17 protein-coding genes are annotated in these 17,799 nt (G+C 59.1%); 13 read left to right on the forward strand and 4 right to left on the reverse strand.

Features of this window, described 5'->3' with window-relative positions:
• Positions 1-81: 81 nt before the first annotated feature.
• From ACEL_RS02925 to ACEL_RS02940, 5 genes are read left to right on the forward strand one after another with little or no spacing between them, the layout of a single operon-like run.
• Positions 82-1,419, forward strand: coding sequence for an FAD-dependent oxidoreductase (locus ACEL_RS02925; protein ID WP_011719405.1), 1,338 nt, complete (start codon positions 82-84; stop codon positions 1,417-1,419).
• A complete protein-coding gene (locus ACEL_RS02930; protein ID WP_011719406.1) occupies positions 1,416-2,414 on the forward strand; it encodes a phosphotriesterase family protein in 999 nt (332 codons plus the stop codon). The genes ACEL_RS02925 and ACEL_RS02930 overlap by 4 nt, the downstream gene beginning before the upstream one ends.
• Positions 2,411-3,274 carry an SDR family NAD(P)-dependent oxidoreductase gene (locus ACEL_RS12900; protein WP_011719407.1) on the forward strand — a complete coding sequence of 288 codons (864 nt, stop codon included), beginning with the start codon at positions 2,411-2,413 and terminating at the stop codon, positions 3,272-3,274. The genes ACEL_RS02930 and ACEL_RS12900 overlap by 4 nt, the downstream gene beginning before the upstream one ends.
• A 2-nt stretch (positions 3,275-3,276) precedes the next feature.
• Complete coding sequence (gene deoC / locus ACEL_RS02935; protein WP_011719408.1) at positions 3,277-3,984, forward strand: deoxyribose-phosphate aldolase; 708 nt, start codon at positions 3,277-3,279, stop codon at positions 3,982-3,984.
• A complete protein-coding gene (locus ACEL_RS02940; RefSeq protein ID WP_011719409.1) occupies positions 3,984-5,009 on the forward strand; it encodes an ROK family protein in 1,026 nt (341 codons plus the stop codon). The genes deoC and ACEL_RS02940 overlap by 1 nt, the downstream gene beginning before the upstream one ends.
• On the opposite strand, the gene ACEL_RS12905 is transcribed toward ACEL_RS02940, so the two are convergent.
• Together ACEL_RS12905 and ACEL_RS02945 are read right to left on the reverse strand one after the other, a co-directional pair.
• Positions 4,935-5,696 carry a GntR family transcriptional regulator gene (locus ACEL_RS12905; protein WP_011719410.1) on the reverse strand — a complete coding sequence of 254 codons (762 nt, stop codon included), beginning with the start codon at positions 5,694-5,696 and terminating at the stop codon, positions 4,935-4,937. The genes ACEL_RS02940 and ACEL_RS12905 overlap by 75 nt on opposite strands.
• A 93-nt stretch (positions 5,697-5,789) precedes the next feature.
• On the reverse strand, positions 5,790-7,052 hold the full coding sequence (locus ACEL_RS02945; RefSeq protein WP_011719411.1) for an ROK family protein: 1,263 nt from the start codon (positions 7,050-7,052) through the stop codon (positions 5,790-5,792).
• Positions 7,053-7,389: 337 nt separating this feature from the next.
• Here ACEL_RS02945 and ACEL_RS02950 point away from each other — a divergent pair, with 337 nt between their 5' ends.
• The 7 genes from ACEL_RS02950 to ACEL_RS02980 all read left to right on the forward strand — a co-directional run bounded on the left by ACEL_RS02950 (position 7,390) and on the right by ACEL_RS02980 (position 15,090).
• Positions 7,390-8,238 carry a sugar isomerase domain-containing protein gene (locus ACEL_RS02950; RefSeq protein ID WP_011719412.1) on the forward strand — a complete coding sequence of 283 codons (849 nt, stop codon included), beginning with the start codon at positions 7,390-7,392 and terminating at the stop codon, positions 8,236-8,238.
• A 21-nt stretch (positions 8,239-8,259) separates the two neighbouring features.
• The gene (locus ACEL_RS02955) at positions 8,260-9,393 is read left to right on the forward strand and encodes a substrate-binding domain-containing protein (RefSeq protein WP_202943402.1); all 1,134 of its coding nucleotides are present in this window, start codon (positions 8,260-8,262) and stop codon (positions 9,391-9,393) included.
• A 76-nt stretch (positions 9,394-9,469) separates the two neighbouring features.
• Positions 9,470-10,936 carry a sugar ABC transporter ATP-binding protein gene (locus ACEL_RS02960; RefSeq protein ID WP_011719414.1) on the forward strand — a complete coding sequence of 489 codons (1,467 nt, stop codon included), beginning with the start codon at positions 9,470-9,472 and terminating at the stop codon, positions 10,934-10,936.
• A gap of 47 nt (positions 10,937-10,983) precedes the next feature.
• The gene (locus tag ACEL_RS02965; protein ID WP_011719415.1) at positions 10,984-11,988 is read left to right on the forward strand and encodes an ABC transporter permease; all 1,005 of its coding nucleotides are present in this window, start codon (positions 10,984-10,986) and stop codon (positions 11,986-11,988) included.
• A gap of 102 nt (positions 11,989-12,090) precedes the next feature.
• Positions 12,091-13,014 carry an ABC transporter permease gene (locus ACEL_RS02970; RefSeq protein ID WP_202943403.1) on the forward strand — a complete coding sequence of 308 codons (924 nt, stop codon included), beginning with the start codon at positions 12,091-12,093 and terminating at the stop codon, positions 13,012-13,014.
• The gene (locus ACEL_RS02975; protein ID WP_083760464.1) at positions 13,011-14,231 is read left to right on the forward strand and encodes a Gfo/Idh/MocA family protein; all 1,221 of its coding nucleotides are present in this window, start codon (positions 13,011-13,013) and stop codon (positions 14,229-14,231) included. The genes ACEL_RS02970 and ACEL_RS02975 overlap by 4 nt, the downstream gene beginning before the upstream one ends.
• Positions 14,173-15,090: a sugar phosphate isomerase/epimerase family protein gene (locus tag ACEL_RS02980; RefSeq protein WP_011719418.1), complete on the forward strand. Its 918-nt coding sequence runs from the start codon at positions 14,173-14,175 to the stop codon at positions 15,088-15,090. The genes ACEL_RS02975 and ACEL_RS02980 overlap by 59 nt, the downstream gene beginning before the upstream one ends.
• A 146-nt stretch (positions 15,091-15,236) precedes the next feature.
• Here the strand turns inward: ACEL_RS02980 and ACEL_RS02985 are convergent, their stop codons facing one another.
• Positions 15,237-16,427: a Gfo/Idh/MocA family protein gene (locus tag ACEL_RS02985; RefSeq protein WP_011719419.1), complete on the reverse strand. Its 1,191-nt coding sequence runs from the start codon at positions 16,425-16,427 to the stop codon at positions 15,237-15,239.
• A gap of 145 nt (positions 16,428-16,572) precedes the next feature.
• Between ACEL_RS02985 and ACEL_RS02990 the strand changes: the two genes are divergently transcribed.
• Positions 16,573-17,541 (forward strand): zinc-binding dehydrogenase, encoded by a 969-nt coding sequence (locus ACEL_RS02990; protein ID WP_041834906.1) that lies wholly within the window; start codon positions 16,573-16,575, stop codon positions 17,539-17,541.
• Positions 17,542-17,615: 74 nt separating this feature from the next.
• On the opposite strand, the gene ACEL_RS02995 is transcribed toward ACEL_RS02990, so the two are convergent.
• Positions 17,616-17,798, reverse strand: coding sequence for a DUF6104 family protein (locus ACEL_RS02995; RefSeq protein WP_011719421.1), 183 nt, complete (start codon positions 17,796-17,798; stop codon positions 17,616-17,618).
• Between the last annotated feature and the right edge of the window lies 1 nt (position 17,799).

Genomic DNA, 17,799 nt, shown 5'->3' on the forward strand with positions numbered 1-17,799 from the left:
GCTTGAGGCGCGCATCGCCACGGGCTTATCTAGACGAACCACACCTTGACCCCGGCGCCAACGGTGTGATAGACAACAAACATGTCTAGACGACCTATCGACCTCGGTGAATTCGATGTCGTGGTCGTTGGATCTGGCTCGGCCGGAAGTGCGGCGGCGATTGCGGCTGCTCGACAGGGTGCCCGCACGTTGGTCGTTGAAAAGTTGCCCTTTCTCGGAGGCGTCTCCACCGCCGTGCTTGACACGTTTTACGGGTTCTACACTCCCGGTGAAGTTGCGCATAAAGTCGTGGGGGGGATCGCGGACGAAGTGGTTGCTGAGCTGCGCCGCCTCGGTACGGTGGTCGAGCGGCCCAATACGTACGGTGCTGGAACGGGAATTACGTACCTTCCAGATCATTTGAAGATCGTATGGGAGCGCCTGGTCACCGCTGCGGGCGCGCGAGTCTTGCTCCACGCGATGGTGCAGGATGTTGCGGTTGACAAGGGCCGTGTTCATTCAATTGTCGTCGCGACAAAGGCTGGCCTCGGCATCGTGCGTTGTCGTGTCGCCATTGATGCGAGCGGAGATGCTGATGTGTGCCATTTTGCCGGATTCAGTTATGAGCTAGCTGGCCGCGACAGTCCTGCACAATCTTTGACAACCACGTTCCGATTGGCCAACGTCGATGTGGATCTCCGTCGCACGGTCAGCCGTGACGAACTTCATCGCTTAATGCGAGAAGCTGCAAACTCCGGCCTATATCACCTACCAAGGCGCGACGGCTCCGACCACATCACGCCGATACCGGGCGTCACCGCGACCGTCATGACGCGCGTGCCGGGCGCAGCGGTAAGAGGTGAGGTAACCGTTAACGCAACTGATCCGTGGTACCTTACTGAAGTTGAGATAGAGGGCCGCCGACAGGTTTTGGAATACGCGCGCTTTCTGAGAGACAAGATTCCTGGATACGCAAACTCGCACTTGGTTGCGATGAGTACCCAGATAGGGTTGCGCGAGACGCGTCGAATCCGCGGTGAATACGTGCTGACAGCAGATGACGTTTTGCAGGCACGACAGTTTGACGATCAAGTCGCGCTTTCTGGGGCTCCGATCGAGGATCATCGCTCGGATGACACGACGCGATGGCAGTATCTACCAGAGGGACGAGTCGTCGGAATACCACTTCGTGCTCTTCTCCCTAGGGATGGTGAGAACGTCCTCGTGGTCGGAAGGTGCTTCTCTGCGACGCACGATGCGCACGCAGCGGTCCGGTCGATGGCGCAGTGCATGGCGATGGGTCAGGCTGCGGGAACTCTGGCGGGACTCGCTACGACAAACTCGCGAGACATTCGCGACGTCCACTTCAACGTCCTTAGGGATCGACTGCGTGACGATGGTGCAATTCTTCTCTTGGACGAAGGTGCCCCGTGCCGGTGACGTCGACGCAAGCAAGAGAGTCTGACTCCGGCATGCCTGTGCAGGGAAATGCGCTGGTCCGGACGATACTCGGCGATATCAGCTCGACAGAACTGGGCGTATGCTTGTCCCATGAGCATGTCATTATTGACGGCGGCGTGCCGAAAATCATCAATCCAGAGATCGCATTACAAAGCGTCGAAGCAGCTGTCACGGAGTTAGAGGAATGCAAAAAAGCCGGAGTTCAATCATTGATCGACGCGATGCCAGCGGATGCCGGTCGCAATATTGCCAAGCTGGCTGAGGTTGCGCGGCGAACGGGAATCCACATTGTCTCATGTACTGGGCTACATCATAAACGTTACTATGGGGAACGTCATTGGGGAGAATTACTGGCAGCCGAGGAATTAGCTGAGTTGTTTGTCCAGGATATCACCGAAGGCATTGACTATTTCGATCTTTGCGGTCCCGTAGTGCGGCGGTCACCGCATCGTGCTGGATGCATTAAGGTAGCAGGCAGCAAAAACGGACTGACGCACCGAGACCGACGCATCTTCTTGGCTGCATCTATTGCGGCCGCCAGAACGGGCGCACCTATCATGACTCACTGCGAAGCAGGAACGGGTGGACTAGAACACATTGACACTTTCCGTGACCTGGGTGTGCCGCTGCATCGCGTCATTCTCTCGCATACTGACAAGATGCCAGATCCGGTATATCATGCAGAAATGCTGAGCGCCGGCGTCAATCTTGTCTACGACCAAGGTCTTCGTACACCAGATCAGACTCTTTCTCTCCTGCAAAGAATGGTTGAGTCTGGCTATTACTCGCAAATTCTTCTAGGTACGGACGCTGCGCGACGTTCTTTGTGGACTGCGCTTGGAGGAACGCCGGGCATTGCAGAAATCCGCCGTTCTTTCAAGATTGCGCTCGAGATGAATGTTGGTTCCGAGATCGCTCATGCGCTCTGGGTTACCAATCCGGCTCGGGTGTTCAGTCTCGAGGGAATCCGATGAATCGACTTTCCGCTCGTGGAGTTATAGTGACGGGTTCTAGTGGCATGGCTGCGGACGCCGTGCTACGGTTCACGGAGGAAGGTGCACGCGTCTTCGTTATTGGTAAGGTCGCGGACGAATGTAGGGCATTGAATGTGCCATATGCTCTGGCCGACCTGTCCAACGAAGATGAGGCAGTTGCTGCTTTTGATGCCGCGCGCCGCGTATTGGGACGTGTTGATGCCGTGTATGGAGCAGCAGGGGGAAGTGGACGCGCCATGGGTGATGGCCCTCTTCACTCGGTTCCGTTGGATGGCTGGAAGGCGTCTTTTGATCTTAATGTGACGACTGCGTTCCTGACGGCGCGCGAAGCAGTGCGCCTAATGTTGGATCAACCGCGTGACGACGATGGATCCCGAGGCTCAGTTGTGCTATTGGCGAGTGTCCTCGCCTGGTCGCCTGCACCAGCATTTTTTGCAACACATGCGTATGCATCCGCGAAGGCAGCTATTGTCGGGCTGGTCCGGTCGGCGGCCAGCTATTATGCAGGTACGGGTGTGCGAATAAATGCTCTTGCTCCAGGACTGGTGCGCACGCCGATGTCTGCAAGAGCGGCGAGCGATGCGTCGACGATGGCTTTTATTGCGCGAAAGCAGGCTCTTACGGGAGGGATCCTGGCGGCCCGGCATGTAACGGAGCTTGCCGTCGAACTGTGTAGTGCCCGGACGACAGCTTTGACCGGCCAACTGATCGCTGTTGATGGAGGTTGGTCTGTTCTGGATGGAGCCGCAGCTTTGTCCGAGGAGTCAGTTGTTGCGCGGAGGCTCTCAGAACCTAGCTGTCATGATCTAAGAGACCGTCATGGAGAGAGGAGCTCATAGACATGCAGGAACGACACTGGACGGCCGAGACGATAACGATCGAGGAGGCGGCCAAGTTCATTGATCACTCGTTGCTTCGACCAGAGCTGACCGTCGCCGACGTGCAGGCAGGCTGTGAGACGGCAATGAAGTATGGCGTCGCGAGCGTATGTTGCCGTCCCATCGACGTGCCGCTCTGTGTGAGGGAGCTCGCGGGCACCGGGGTGGTCGTCGGCACAGTGGTCGGTTTTCCGCACGGCTCGCACACTACTGCCACCAAGGTTGCAGAAACGCGACGTGCGATCGATGACGGAGCCCGGGAGTTTGACATGGTTATCCAAATCGGTATGCTTCGCTCGGGTCGCTATCGCGAGGTTCATGACGATATCGCGGCCGTTGTCGACGCAGCCGCAGCTGTCGACGGCGCGGTGAAGGTGATACTGGAGACGGCTTTCTTGACGAAGGAAGAGAAGATTCAGGGGGCGAAACTGGTTGAGGAGGCAGGCGCTGCATTTGTCAAGACGTCAACAGGCTTTGCACCGTCGGGTGCGACCGTTGAAGACGTTGAGCTCTTGCGGTCAGCGGTGTCGCCAAAGGTGAAGGTGAAGGCCGCTCATGGTATCCGGACGCTGGATGTCTTTCTTCAGATGATCAATGCTGGCGCTGACCGTGTCGGCGCCACTGCCACGTCAAGGATTCTGGACGACCTGCGTGCGCGTAAGGGAGTGTGATGTCCAACTTGTCGAGTCGAACCCGTGGTGATGCCCTTCCGACAAGCGCGAGGCATCTTCGCCTGGGTGTCGATCTCGGAGCAACGCGGATCAAGGTCGTTGTGGTCGAAATTGACGCCTCCGGAGAAGTGGCTCTGCGTTTTAGTGCTCAGTATCCGACAGCCGCGGACGAAGGACCCTCCGCAGTTGCGGAACGACTTGCCCGCTATGCGCTTGACGCCGTAGCTGAAGTTGGACGTGTGGTCGGTGCCGGCGTCGGAATTCCTGGCCTCTATCGTGCATCCAGCGGTGAGATCGAGTTCCTGCCGAACATGCCGGGCGCGTGGCGAGGCTTCCGCTTGCGGGAGTACCTGACAACTCTATGGCGCGTACCCGTGGTCCTCATCAACGACGCACGCGCGTTTACTCTCGCGGAAGCGCGTCTCGGCGCTGGCAAAGGCCACCAAACCGTTGTTGGCGTGACGGTAGGTACCGGCATTGGGGGCGGTCTCGTCGTTGACGGCCGGTTGCTCATGGGCAGCGACGGACGCCGAGGGGAGGTCGGTCATCAGATTGTGGAGGTCGATGGTCCGTTATGTACCTGCGGTGGCTTCGGCTGTGTCGAGGCTCTCGCGGGCAGCCTCGCACTGATGCGTGCCACCGGTCTTGCGTCCTTAGACGAAATCTACGCGGCGGCTGAGCGCGGCGAGAAAGAGGCGCGAGCGGCAGTGGCCAGAGCGGCGAAGTACCTAGCCGCCGGAATCGCAAACGTCGTCACACTGCTGCGGCCCGAACGCGTGGTCATCGGTGGGGGCGCCGCAAGCGCGAGCAGGCTGCTGATTGCATCGCTTCGCGACATGGTTGCGCGACGAGCTGCACTGGTTGACGCCGAGACGTACGAAATTGTTGCCGCCGAGCTTGGCCCGGTCGCCGGCGCAATTGGCGCGGCCCTCTGGTCGGCTGAGATCGACTCAGGGATGTGTATGGACGACGTCAATGACATACCTGTCAGCAACGTAACGCGTTTCGGTACGCTCAAACGGTAAGCCATTTTGATCAAAAAGTAGCCGCGTCTCCACCAGGAGGGCGGCATTTGGCGGTAAGTCCAAGAGGCCGACCTCGCTCGAACGAGCCAGTCGAGCATGAATAGTACCTACTGCTCGAGACGCGATTGTTCCACGTGCTTCCAGCGCTTTATGTAAGGAGCCATTGGTAAGGTCGGCGTCAAGCACAAAGGTGTACCGCTCGGGAAGCGCAGCATCTTCAAGCGCGACTGGTACACCATCTGCGAGCCGTACCCGAACGATTCGGACGACGCGGTCTTGGTGACCCAATCTCAAGTCGGCAACCTCCGTCGGGCGTGCGTGCTCCAACCCGGCGGAGATCAGGCGGGAGCTGGGCTTCAACCCGCGCCTTTCCATCTCTTCGCTGAAGGACAGGAAGACTCCGGGTACTCGGTGCATCGGTCGCACCGCGACCAGGGTGCCTCGCCCCTGACTTCTCTCGATGCTGCCGTCCCGCTCCAGTTCTCCCAGCGCTTGTCGTACCGTCATGCGGCTTACGCCGAAGCGGGCGCACAATTGGGCTTCGCTTGGTAGACGATCACCTGGTTTGGCCGAGGCGATCAGTTCGCGGAGATAGCGTTCTATCTCCCGATAGCGAGCTTCGCGGGTGCGTCCGCGATGCTGCGCTGAGATCTCTACACCCGATGACGGTCCTTGACTCTTCGTCACATCTTTGACCTTAGAGCTATCTGTTGGCCGTGGCTTCGAGAGGGCGCAACCAGACGGAGCCGGTGAAAGCCTTGGTACTATCTCACGGTATCCTCAATTTCCCGCGTGTGCTCCTGCAAGTGCTTCGGGCGTACCTTCCTTGATCCACAAGGATAGCACCTTCGGCGACAGGATTTCGTCTACCACCATGTGCGCCGCACCGATCAGTCCGCCGATATCGCCCAGTGAGGACAAGACGATCTGCAAATCTCGAGTGGCTAACGGAAGGGATCTTGAGTAGACCCGCTGGCGTATCGAAGCGAGAAACGCGTTTCCCGCCTGGGCAACGCCTCCGCCGATGATGACAATTGAGGGATTGAAGAAGTTTACGAAAGTTGCTAATGAGTCCCCGATTTGCCGCGCGGCGGCCGCGAGCAACTCGACGCATCCGGTGTCACCTGCTGCGGCACCGGCCGCAATCGTCGCCGCCGTGAGGTCACCACCTTCCGTCAGTCGTTGCTGCAGGTAGCCGCTACGACCCTCGCGCGCCCATGCTGTGGCCCGTCGTGCCAAGGCAGCTCCCCCGGCGACCGCTTCTAGACAGCCAATATTGCCGCAGCGGCATACCACCGCCTGATCATCTGTAACCGCGACATGACCAATGTCCCCTGCACATCCTTGCGCTCCGCGGTGGAGCCGCCCACCGCTGACGATGCCGGCGCCGATGCCTGTTCCAATCTTGATATAGATGAGATCACTATGCGCTCGTCCGACGCCTGCCCGCAGTTCGCCTAGCGCGAGAACGTTGACGTCGTTGTCTACCCAGACGGGCGCGGAGAAGCGTTTCGCTAGTCGCTCCCGGACCGGGTAGCGGTCCCAACCGGGCATGATGGGCGGCGATACGGGACGTCCTGTCGCAAATTCAATGGGTCCCGGCAGGCCAACGCCGATTCCCCACACCTTTGCTTGGTGATCCCGAAGAAGTTCGCTGAGCAGCGCCTCCAAGCGAGCGAGAGTTGACTCCGGGCCGGCAGCAATGTCCCATGCCTCCTCCCGAGACGACAAGACACGGCAGTCAAGATCACAGATGCCAGCGGCGATACTCGTTGCGCCGAGTTCAGCGACGAGCAAGCGGCCGGCGTCGGCGCGGAAATAAACGCCGCGCGGCATTCGTCCCCCGGTTGAAGGAAGGGGCTCACTCTCCGCTATAAGACCGAGGGCCATCAGGTGATCAAGTCGACGAGCGATGGCAGTACGACCGAACCCGGAGCTCTGGACTAGCTCGGACCGCGTTACAGCCGACCCGCGCCGAATCAGAGCGAGCAGTTGCGCCAGCTCCTCGACATGATCTTCAGACAGCGCGTCGTGCAGCACCATTGACCCTCTTTTGTTGCATCGTTATCCACTTGTGACTTTTCTGCATTGACTTATGCTTGTCGCAAGCATAAGTTTCACTATCGTGACTCTAGCTACGCTACCGCCACGTACAAGTAGCGGGCGAAGGGTACCAAGACGGCACCTCCCCACCGGTCAGGCCTGGCCGAACGGACCGTGCACAGCAGCCTCTTCTCGACGCCGCGTTGTCCAACGGCGGACCGCCTGTCACGAGAAGTGTTACAGCAAGGCAACAGGTACTTGCGAAGGCGAGTTCGAGCTGGGTAATGTTATCGATTGTCTAGACAAGTCGCTGATCAAAAACGGAGAGGCTGCGTCAGTGCCCGTAGCTGGACAGTGGATCGCAAAGGCGAAACAGTTGTTGGAGCGCTTCGCTGCGACGCAGAACAGCGCTCTTGACCAGGCTGCAAAGATCTGCGCCGAGTCGATCGCGAACGATGGATTGGTATACCTCTTTGGCACCGGACATTCTCGCATGGCCGTCGAGGAGATGTTCCCCCGCTATGCCTCTTACCCTGGCTTTCATCCACTCGTCGAGCTCTCGACAACCTTCCACACCCAGGTAATCGGCAGCAACGGCCAGCGACAAGCAATGTTCATCGAGCGCGTAGAAGGGCTCGGTGAAATCATCCTGAGGAACTTCTTCTTTCACTCCAAGGACGCCTTCATCGTTGTCAGTGCATCGGGAGTGACTGCTAACTCAATCGAGATTGCGATGGGGGCACGTAAGCGTGGCTTGCCGGTTATCGCGCTGACCTCGGTTGCACAGTCGATGGCAAGTGCTCCTCTTCATTCGTCGGGAACACGACTACTTGACCACGCGGACATTGTTATTGATTTGTGCACGCCCCCAGGGGATGCGCTCGTACCAATTGACGGACTCCCATGGCCCATCGGCCCGGCGTCAACCGTAACTGGAATCGCTGCAATTAATGAGATCAAAGTTCGGACAGCGGAATTGCTGGCGGCGCGGGGCGCGATGCCGCCGGTTCTTGTCGGTGTTCCGCTCGTTGATCCGGAGGAGTCAGCCCGACTGTTCGATGCGGCATACGACGAGCACGCTCGCCGTCTTGCGGGCCGCCTCCATCCATCGCGGCATCCTCCCGGTGAACCGTACGCACTGCAGAACGCCGCTGATATGCGTGTTGCCACGCGTGACGATTCATAAAACCTCAGAAAGGAGTTATTGATGATGGCACAACGAACACCACGAACTCGACTCGTCGTCTCCGGGCTCGCGGTCGCTATGGCCGCATTGCTGGCGGCGTGTTCGAGCACCTCTAAGACCGCGTCGTCAGGATCAGAAAGCCCGGCTGGCAGTGCAGCGGCGAGCGCGTCCTCTGCCGCCGCTTCGAGTCCTGCAAGCGGAGGTAGCTCGACCGGAGGCGGCTCATACGTTATCGGCGTCAGCAACACAATTGCCGGTAACGGTTGGCGTGAGGAGATGATCTGCTCGATCAAAGCTCAAGCTCTGGTTAGTGGTCAGGTCAAGAAGGTTGTCGTCATCTCCAAGAACGGTGGACCGACAGATCAGATTCAAGATTTGCAGAACCTGATCTCCCAAGGCGTCAACGCAATCATCGTCAACCCGTCTGACCCGGAAAAGCTGAATAGTGTTCTTGAGGCCGCAGTCAAAAAGGGCATCGTCGTCGTAGCCGTTGACCAAGCAGTGACTGCGCCCGACGTGTACTTAGCGGCGAACAACCAGGAAGAGTATGGCAAGCTCGGCGCAGAATGGCTCGCGAAAGCGCTCAACGGCAAGGGCGACGTCCTCTATATGAGAGGCGCTCAAGGCGCACCGGCCGACATTGCCCGTGACCAGGGTTTTCGCAGCGTTATGGCGCAGTACCCGGGAATCAAGTTCAAGGAGGTGTACACGGGCTGGGACTTCACGAAGGCTGCCGCTCTCGCGACGCAGGAGCTTACTGCTCACCACTATGACGGAATCTGGACGTCGGGCACCGACTACACCGTCGTGAACGCCTTCAAGACACTTGGCAAGACTCCGATTCCAGTTGTTGGGGCGGACAACAACGGCTTCGTCGCACAACTGCTGGCAGGTCAGCCTGGTGCCGCAGTAACTAACCCAGCCGCCGTTGGCGCCGTTGGGCTCGATATCGCTCTCGACGTGCTGCAGGGAAAGTCCGTCCCCAAGCAGACCCTCCTGACACCCGAGGTATGGGATCTCGCTACCGCAAAGGATAAGCTGCAGACGTACCACTTCCCCAACCTGCCGCCCACGTGGCCTTCGCAGGTGGAAATCAAGCCTTGGACGACATACACGCCGCAACAGCTTATCGCTTGCAAGGGTCCTGGCGAATGAATCAAACGATAGCGTTGGGTTGTGGGCCGAGACTGTCTTGGCCCACAACCCAACGTGGTTGACGAGTGAGGCTGACGTGTCGGAGACGGTTCTTCAAGTTCGCAATCTTGCTAAGCGTTACGGACCTGTAGTGGCTCTTCGCTCCGTTGACCTCGATATCAAGCGCGGCGAGATCCACGCGCTTCTCGGCGCCAACGGCGCCGGAAAATCGACGCTCGTCAAGATCCTGAGCGGCGTCGCCCAAGCGGATGCTGGTTCCATCATGCTCACGGGGCGGAGCGTTCGCTTTCGTAATCCATCCCAGGCTCGAGCTGCCGGCCTCGCGACAGTGTTCCAAGAGCCTGCACTTATCGGCGAGCTGACGGTCAGAGAGAATCTCAGCCTCACCCATTCGGATCCCGATCAAGTCCGCGAAGCGTTGGCTAGCTTTGGAGTATCCGATCTGCAGTTTGATGAGCTTGTGCGCGACCTTCCCTTGTTTCTTCTTCGGCTCATCGACTTAGCCAAGCAACTTGTGTTGTCTCCACGCGTTCTCCTGCTTGACGAGTTGACGGCCGCTCTTCCCTCGGATATCACTGAACGCGTTTTTTCCGTACTCCGCGAGGCGGTACGCGCCGGACAGTCTATCTTGTTCATCTCTCATCGTCTCGCGGAAGTTATGGAACTGTGTGATCGTTGTACGGTGCTTCGTGACGGTTGCAACGTGGAGACTTTCGAGCCACGCGACGGAGGCGAAGGGCGCATGGTGGCAGCCATGCTCGGAACGTCGCCAGAACAGCTAACGGCGCGGGAGTCGCGCGTCATTCATCAGACGCGGGAGCAGGTGCCACTGCTTGACGTCAAGCATCTTACGGTTGGCCCGCTGCGTGACGTTAGCTTTAGCGTGCACAAGGGGGAGGTCGTCGGACTTATCGCGCTCGAAGGGCAGGGTCAGGACGTGCTCTTTGCGGCACTAGCGGGTGAGTATCGACCCTCGTCTGGCCAGATAGTTGTGTGCGGTAAACCGCTGAGCGCCCGCGGACCTGCAGATGCCATTCGCCAGGGACTCGTACTAGTACCCGCGGACCGAGCGACTGCGCTGCTTCCTAAGCGGCCGATCAGAGAAAACCTTACCCTTCCGCTATACGCGCGCTTTCGCTCATGGGGAGCGATCAGATGGAAGGCGGAGAAGCGGCGCATCGAAGATGTCGTACGCCGTCTCGCGATAGATGCCAGGGCAGGAGCTGCTGGTCGGCTGTCTGGCGGCAACCAGCAGAAGCTGACGATTGGCCGCTGGCTTGCATCCGGCTTTCAGGTCTTGCTGCTCTTCGACCCTACGCGCGGCATAGACATTGGCACGAAAAGACAGCTGTATGTACTTATTCGCGATCTCGCTGCGGCCGGAGCAGGTATTCTTATGTTTACCAGCGAGCTGCGCGAGATCTCGCTGGTCGCCGACCGTGTGCTGGTGTTGTACAACGGTCAGATCATAGAGGAGCTTCCACCTGACACCGATGAGGAGACGCTGCTCAGCGCATGTCACGGATTGGAAGTCGCGAGGTGAGACGTCGCTTGGGCATAGGACGATAGCCTAAAGAGAGGGCTTAAAAGATGACCACGGCTCCTCCACGACCGGCGCTTGTACCGAAACCTACGAGCCGCTGGGCGCGTTTGCGGCGGCGCCATGGCTGGCTTATTGTTACGGCAGGCTTCTTGCTCGTACTTTTCTTCTGGCGATTTAGTCAGCTACCTAAGTTTGGGGGCTTTGAGCTCCGCACGATCACCGCGGGTGCGATGGTCGTAGCCTTCCTTGGGATGGGGCAGGCCATCGTTATCATCTCGGGAGGGATTGATCTGGCGCTGGGCGCGGCGATGGTATTCGCGAACTGTCTATCAGCGCTATGGATGAAGGGTCAACACACCGGAATGTGCTTCCTTCTGGCCATCGCGGTCATCGCGATCGGAGCGGCCATCGGAACGATCGTTGGAACCACAATTGTGCTCTCGCGTGTCCCTGATATTGTTGTCACGCTAGCGTATCTCTTTGTTCTTTCGGGTGCCGCGCTGCTGATACTGAACCAGCCCGGCGGCGGGACGGCGCAAGGCTTTCGATCGGCCGTCGCGGGTGGACTTTCCCAGCCTTTGCCGTCGATCCTGTGGACTGTTGGAGTTCTTAGCGTGTTGTGGATGCCACTAAAGCGGAGCACTTTAGGTGTCAAGCTATATGCCATCGGCGGCAATCGCGCAGCCGCGTACCTAGCTGGCGTTGATGTATCGCGCGTGCGCGTGGTCGCCTACACGTTGGGCGGAATGTTCGCCGGCATGGCAGGAGTGATCAATACGGCCTATACCGGCAGTGGTGATCCTCGCAGTAGTATCGGACTTGCAGCGACACTCTCAAGCATCGCTGCCGCAGTACTTGGCGGTGTAGCGCTGACGGGCGGGGTCGGTGGACTTGTCGGACCCGTTTTGGCAGCGGTCGTCTTGGGCCTCATTCCAGCTATCATGCTTGGTGAGGGTGTAGATCCGAATCTCGCTCAGGTAGTCCAGGGATGCGTCATTATTGTCGTCGTCATGATTGGGACATGGCTAGCAGTCAAAAGGCGTGCCACGTAGGGTTCCAGCGTCTGGCGATGCTCTCCGGAGGAAGGTATGAGTGCAGTGACGGCCCCCGCCGATCAAGCGAGTTGGCGGGATAGGCTTGCGGAGCGGCCCTTCGTGGCGCTTTTCGGCGTATTTGCGGTGCTGTATCTCGTAACAGGCATCCGAGACCACGGACTCTTCACCGAGAACGGCCTTCGCGCGGTCCTACTTCTCACGTGTCCGCTTGCGATCTTCGGCGCGGCCGAAACACTGTGCATGCTAACTGGCGGAATTTCCTTGTCTGTTACAATGACTGCTAACCTCGCTGCTTATGTAGCCGCCAGCAAGAGTCATCTCGGCACAGTTCCCGCGATCGGCCTGGCCTTGGCTGTCGGTGTTGCAGTCGGTTTGGTGAACGGACTGGGTATTGGAGTCTTCAAGGTCAATCCTCTCATTATGACCTTGGGGATGTCGAGCGTCTTGCTCGGTATAACGACAGTCGGTCTTGTTGGCAATGGATTTCTTGCTGGCACAACACAGATCCTTCCCGTTGTAACGCGCATAAGTACCGGTACGCTGGTCGGTCCTATCCCGAGCAACGCTGTCGTGCTTGCTGTTATAGCCGCACTGCTGATTTGGGGACTGGGGCGCACAGGTATAGGAAGACTGATCTATGCGATTGGCGACAATACCACGGCCAGCCGTCTTGCTGGAGTGAAACTGTGGCAAGTAGTGATTGCCGTATACATCGGTACCGAATTGCTAGCCGCGGTTGCCGGCCTGCTTTATTCGGGAATCAGTGGCGGCGTGGCTCCTGACCAGACAAATAGCTACCTGTTGACTGCGATCGCTGCTGCTGTGCTAGGCGGAACCTCGATCTTCGGTGGCCAAGGAGGATACGCAGGCACGATTTTAGGTGCCCTGAGTCTCACGGTCCTAGACCGTCTCTTGACCTCGCTAAATACGTCCGACGCAGTCCGCCAAGTGGTGTATGGACTCGTCGTGCTCTTGCTCGCTTGGCTGTACGCACGCGTCACGGGACGGAGACTTCTATCATGAACGGCTACGGCAATGTCGGAGCGGCGATCGTGGGAACGGGCTTCATGGCCACCGCGCATACAGATGCACTCCGGCGACTTGGTGTCCAAGTGCGTGGCATTGTAGGCCGCACGCCTGAGCGTGGTGACACGGCCGCGAGGAGGCTCGGCCTGCCTCGGGCATATAGATCACTTGCTGAGGTCCTGGAAGACCGCAGCGTTCAGGCCGTGCATATCGTAACGCCTAACTCATTACACGCCCAGCAAGTGATGCAGGCGTTAGAGGCGGGGAAGCACGTGATCTGCGAAAAGCCTCTGGCACCGTCCTCTGAAGAAGCTTCAGCGTTGGTCGACATGAGTCTTCACGCTGACACCGTGACTGCCGTGTGTCTCAACGTGCGCTACTACCCGCAGTGCATCCATGCGCGAGATCTGATTGCGCGCGGCCGGATCGGCACCGTGCGGATGGTGACCGGTCGCTATCACCAAGACTGGCTCGCGCGGGCAACGGACTGGAACTGGCGTCTAGAGCCCGATCAGCAAGGGAGACTCCGTGCCGTGGCCGACATCGGGGTGCATTGGCTCGACCTTGTGCAGACGTGGCTCGACGACCGTATCGACAGTGTCTTTGCCGATCTCTATACATTCCTGCCTAAACGTAGGCGCCCGACGGCGACCATGGAAACCTTTCGCCACGTCCGAGACGAGGAGGTGAGCGGTGTCGAGGTCGACGTTCACAGCGATGACGCTGCCGCCCTACTGGCACGGTTCCGTAATGGAGCCCGGGCTGTCGCGACCTTTAGCCAAGTCTCCTATGGCAACAAGAACTGCATCGAAGTCCAGGTGGACGGCTCTGAATCGTCGCTGACATGGCGCTCGGAGGAGCCGGAGTACTTATGGCTGGGGCATCGCGGGCAACCCAACGAATTGGTAACCAAAGACTACGATCTCTTGAGTGATCTCGCAACCAAGAAGGCTCGCTATCCTGTAGGCCACGTCGAAGGCTATCCGGACACCTTCGTCTCGCTATTCGGAGATGTCTACGACGACATATTACGCGGCGGTCGTTCCGCTCAGCCGCGTTATCCCACATTTACGGATGGCTACGATCTCGTCCTGATCTGCGAAGCAATCGAAGAATCAGCACGCGTAGGACGTTGGGTTCCAGTGAGGAGGAGCGATGAAACTCGGACTGCTGACAGCAGCGTTTCCCAATTCAACTCTTTCCGAAATCGCTGATTGGAGTGCAGCGCACGGCTTCGACGCTCTCGAGGTCGCGTGTTGGCCGCGCGAAGAAGGAGCAACACGGCGTTACGCTGGAGTCTGTCACATTGACGTTGCAACGCTTGACAAGGCGAAGGCGGAAGAAATTAACAATGAGCTGGCATCAAAGGGTGTTGCGATAAGTGCACTTGGCTACTATCCCAATCCGCTCCATCCAGACATGTCCCACCGCGAGACGGTGCTCAACCATCTACGCGCCGTCATTCGAGCGGCTCAATTGCTCAACGTCTCAGTGGTTAATACATTTATCGGCGCAGACGCCAGCAAGCCGCTTCCGGAGAACATTAAGGACGCCCGGCGGTTCTTACCGGACCTTGTAGCTTATGCGCGAGACCATGGCGTGCGCCTTGCCATTGAGAACTGTCCGATGATCTTCAGTTGGGACGAATGGCCCGGTGGTCATAATCTCTTTTACGCACCGTCAACATGGCGGGAAATATTCGGATGGTTCGATGACGGAACCTTGGGATTGAACTTGGATCCGTCACATCTTATCTGGCAGATGATTGATATTGAGCGGGTCATCCGCGAATTCGGAGAGCGTATCTATCATGTCCACGCAAAAGACCTGGAAATCGATCGAGATGGTCTATATGAGCGTGGGATTCTTTCTCTCGGAATGGGATGGCAGATCCCACGTCTCCCAGGTCTAGGTGAGGTGCCGTGGGCGCGGGTCTTCTCCGCGTTATATCGCGTCGGATATGACGGATACGTTGTGGTCGAGCATGAGGACCGGAGCTTTGAAGGAACAGTTGAGCGCGTCCGTGCCGGCTTCCTTCTGGCACGAGATGTCTTGAGACCATTTATCGTCTGAGCCTGGCTGCATCCCAGGTACGATTACCCACGACCTCGCGCCCGCCTGCCGGGCTCGAGGCCGTGGGTAAATTGCCGTCGCAGTCATCCGTACGCTCGTCTCACGCGGACGGACGCTGAGCCTCGCGCGCATCGGTGCTCGCTTCGTTAGACGATTCGGTCTAAGAAATCGCCAGTCCGAGGATCCTTGAGAATGAGCTTCTGACGCCCGTCAGGCAGACGCTCTTGCTTAACAAGGATGAGATCGCCGACATTTTGGTGACGCCTCTCAATCCTGTGAGATTGACCGCCTCGCCACTCGAGATTGATAGTCTCCCAGCGATGGTTTCTTGCGGAGGCCAGACAGGCGTCGATAATGGCGTTGACGATGTATCCGTCATAGACCGTCTCCCTCGGCTGTCGACCCGCGTCAAGCGCTGCGAACATGTCGTCGAACATATCGACATAGCCGAGTTCGCCGATCTCGTCGCCTACCGGGAAGAGCCAACCGCGCTCGACCTCGGCCTTCTCGGCGACGTACGAGGAGTTCGCCTCGCTCGTGAACATCTCGAAGCCGGTGCGCAGGAAGTGATTCAGCCAGATGGTACCCTCGGTGCCGGCGACCTCATCGCGGAGATCCATGCCGCCACGGAATGTCCAGCTGACCTCAAACTGACCTAGCGCGCCATTCTCAAACCTGATCAATCCAACCGCATTGTCTTCAGCATCTATAGGGTGGACGAGGGTGTCAGCCCAGCATAAAGCTTCAATCGGTCGAACGTGCTTACCGACGAAACTCCTGATGATCTCGATGCAATGACACCCGAGATCGACGATAGCGCCCGCGCCGGCGCGGCGGGGATCCCAAAACCACGCGCTGTGCGGCCCAGGATGTGTTTCCCGACTTCGGACCCAGAGCACGTCGCCGAGTGTTCCTTGCTCGACGTACTCCAAGGCCCGGAGCGTCTTTGGGGTGTAGCAGAGATCCTCCAAGTAGCCGGCGAATATGCCCGCTTCCTCCACTATGCGAAGGATTTCACGCGCTTCTGTGGCCGTCCGTGCTAGCGGCTTGGTCACGAGGACGGCCTTGCCTGCAGTGGCGGCGAGCTTAACTGCTGGCAGGTGGAGGTCGTTTGGTAAGGCCACTACGACGGTGTCAATCGCGGGGTGACTGGTGGCCTCTTCGAGGTCTGTTGTCCAGGTAGCGATCTGAAAACGCTCGGCGAATTCGCGCGCGCGTTCTGCCGTTCGCGAATACACGACCGCCACCTCGTCCCGCGAGCGGCCACGACGGAGGGTCTGCGCGTAGAAGTTTCCGATCAATCCGGTGCCGAGAATGCCGATTCGATGTGATGTCATGGTTCAAACTTATTCGGCGAGGTGGCACATGTCTAGACCTATCGCCTACGGATCCGCGCTACTACTGGAGCGTTGATCGTCTTCCGTTGCTCGTCGCATAAGAGCCCTGATGTGTCGACCTCTCTGCTGGACGTATGCTTCAGGCGTGTTGGCCGTACTGGCAGCGCGAACCGATGACACGAATCCCCTTTCCGGACTTGTCGTTGCTGACCGGCCGGAACCTGACGTTCCCGAGGGTTGGCGTCTGGTGCGTGTCAAGGCCGCAGCACTGAACCACCACGATCTGTGGAGCCTGCGTGGTGTTGGGCTGCGTTCCGATGAGCTGCCGCGCATCCTCGGCATGGACGCGGCAGGCGTCGACGAGGACGGCAATCCGGTGGTGGTCCACGCGGTCATCGCGGATCCGGACGCCGGGCGCGGGGACGAAGTCAACGACCCTCGGCGCAGTCTGCTCTCCGAGCGGTATGACGGCACGTTCGCCGAACACCTTGTGGTGCCGGCCCGAAATCTCCTTCCTAAACCCGATGCGCTGGACGACGTCGAGGCCGCCTGTCTGCCGACTGCGTGGCTCACGGCGTATCGGATGCTGCTCCGATCAGGAGCCCGGCCGGGCGACACCATCTTGGTGCAGGGCGCCGGCGGTGGGGTGTCAACCGCCGCGATTGTGCTCGCCGGCGCGATGGGGTTTCGCGTGTGGGTGGCAACTCGGGACGCCGAGCGTGGCCGTCGCGCGGCGAACCTGGGCGCCGACGCGGTCTTCGACCGTGGTGAGCGGCTGCCGGAGCGGGTGGATGCCGTTCTGGACAGCGTGGGCGCCGCGACCTGGGGACACTCCCTGCGCGCTGTCCGGCCGGGCGGAACTGTCGTGGTCTGCGGCGCGACCAGCGGCGATCCGTCCCCGGTCGAGCTGAACCGGATTTTCTATCAGCAGATTCGCATCGTCGGCGTCACCATGGGATCACGCGACGAATTGGCCGGTCTGCTTGCGTTCTGTGCGGCGCGGAACATCCGTCCGGTCATCGACCGCGTGTTGCCGTTGCATCAAGCGATCGAGGGTTTCGCCGCTCTGGAAGCGGGCGACGTTTTCGGCAAAATCGTCTTCACCATTCCCTAGCGGCAGTCCCGGCGTCTCCCACGGGACGACGCGTTGTGCCTGCCGTTCTCAGAGGTCTGTACGCCGCTCCGCGGTCAGACGTCGTCGACCGTCTCCTCTTCGCGGGCCAACCAGGTCGCCAGCCGGTCGATCGCGGCTTCGAATTCCGGGTTGAGATCGACGAAACGACGAAGCTGCTCGGCGAGCCACGCGAGCGAGACGGACTCCTCACCCCGTCGGCTCTCGAGTTCCTCGATACCTCGATCCGTGAAATACATG

The organism is Acidothermus cellulolyticus 11B, from assembly GCF_000015025.1.
GTDB classification, from domain to species: Bacteria; Actinomycetota; Actinomycetes; order Acidothermales; family Acidothermaceae; genus Acidothermus; species Acidothermus cellulolyticus.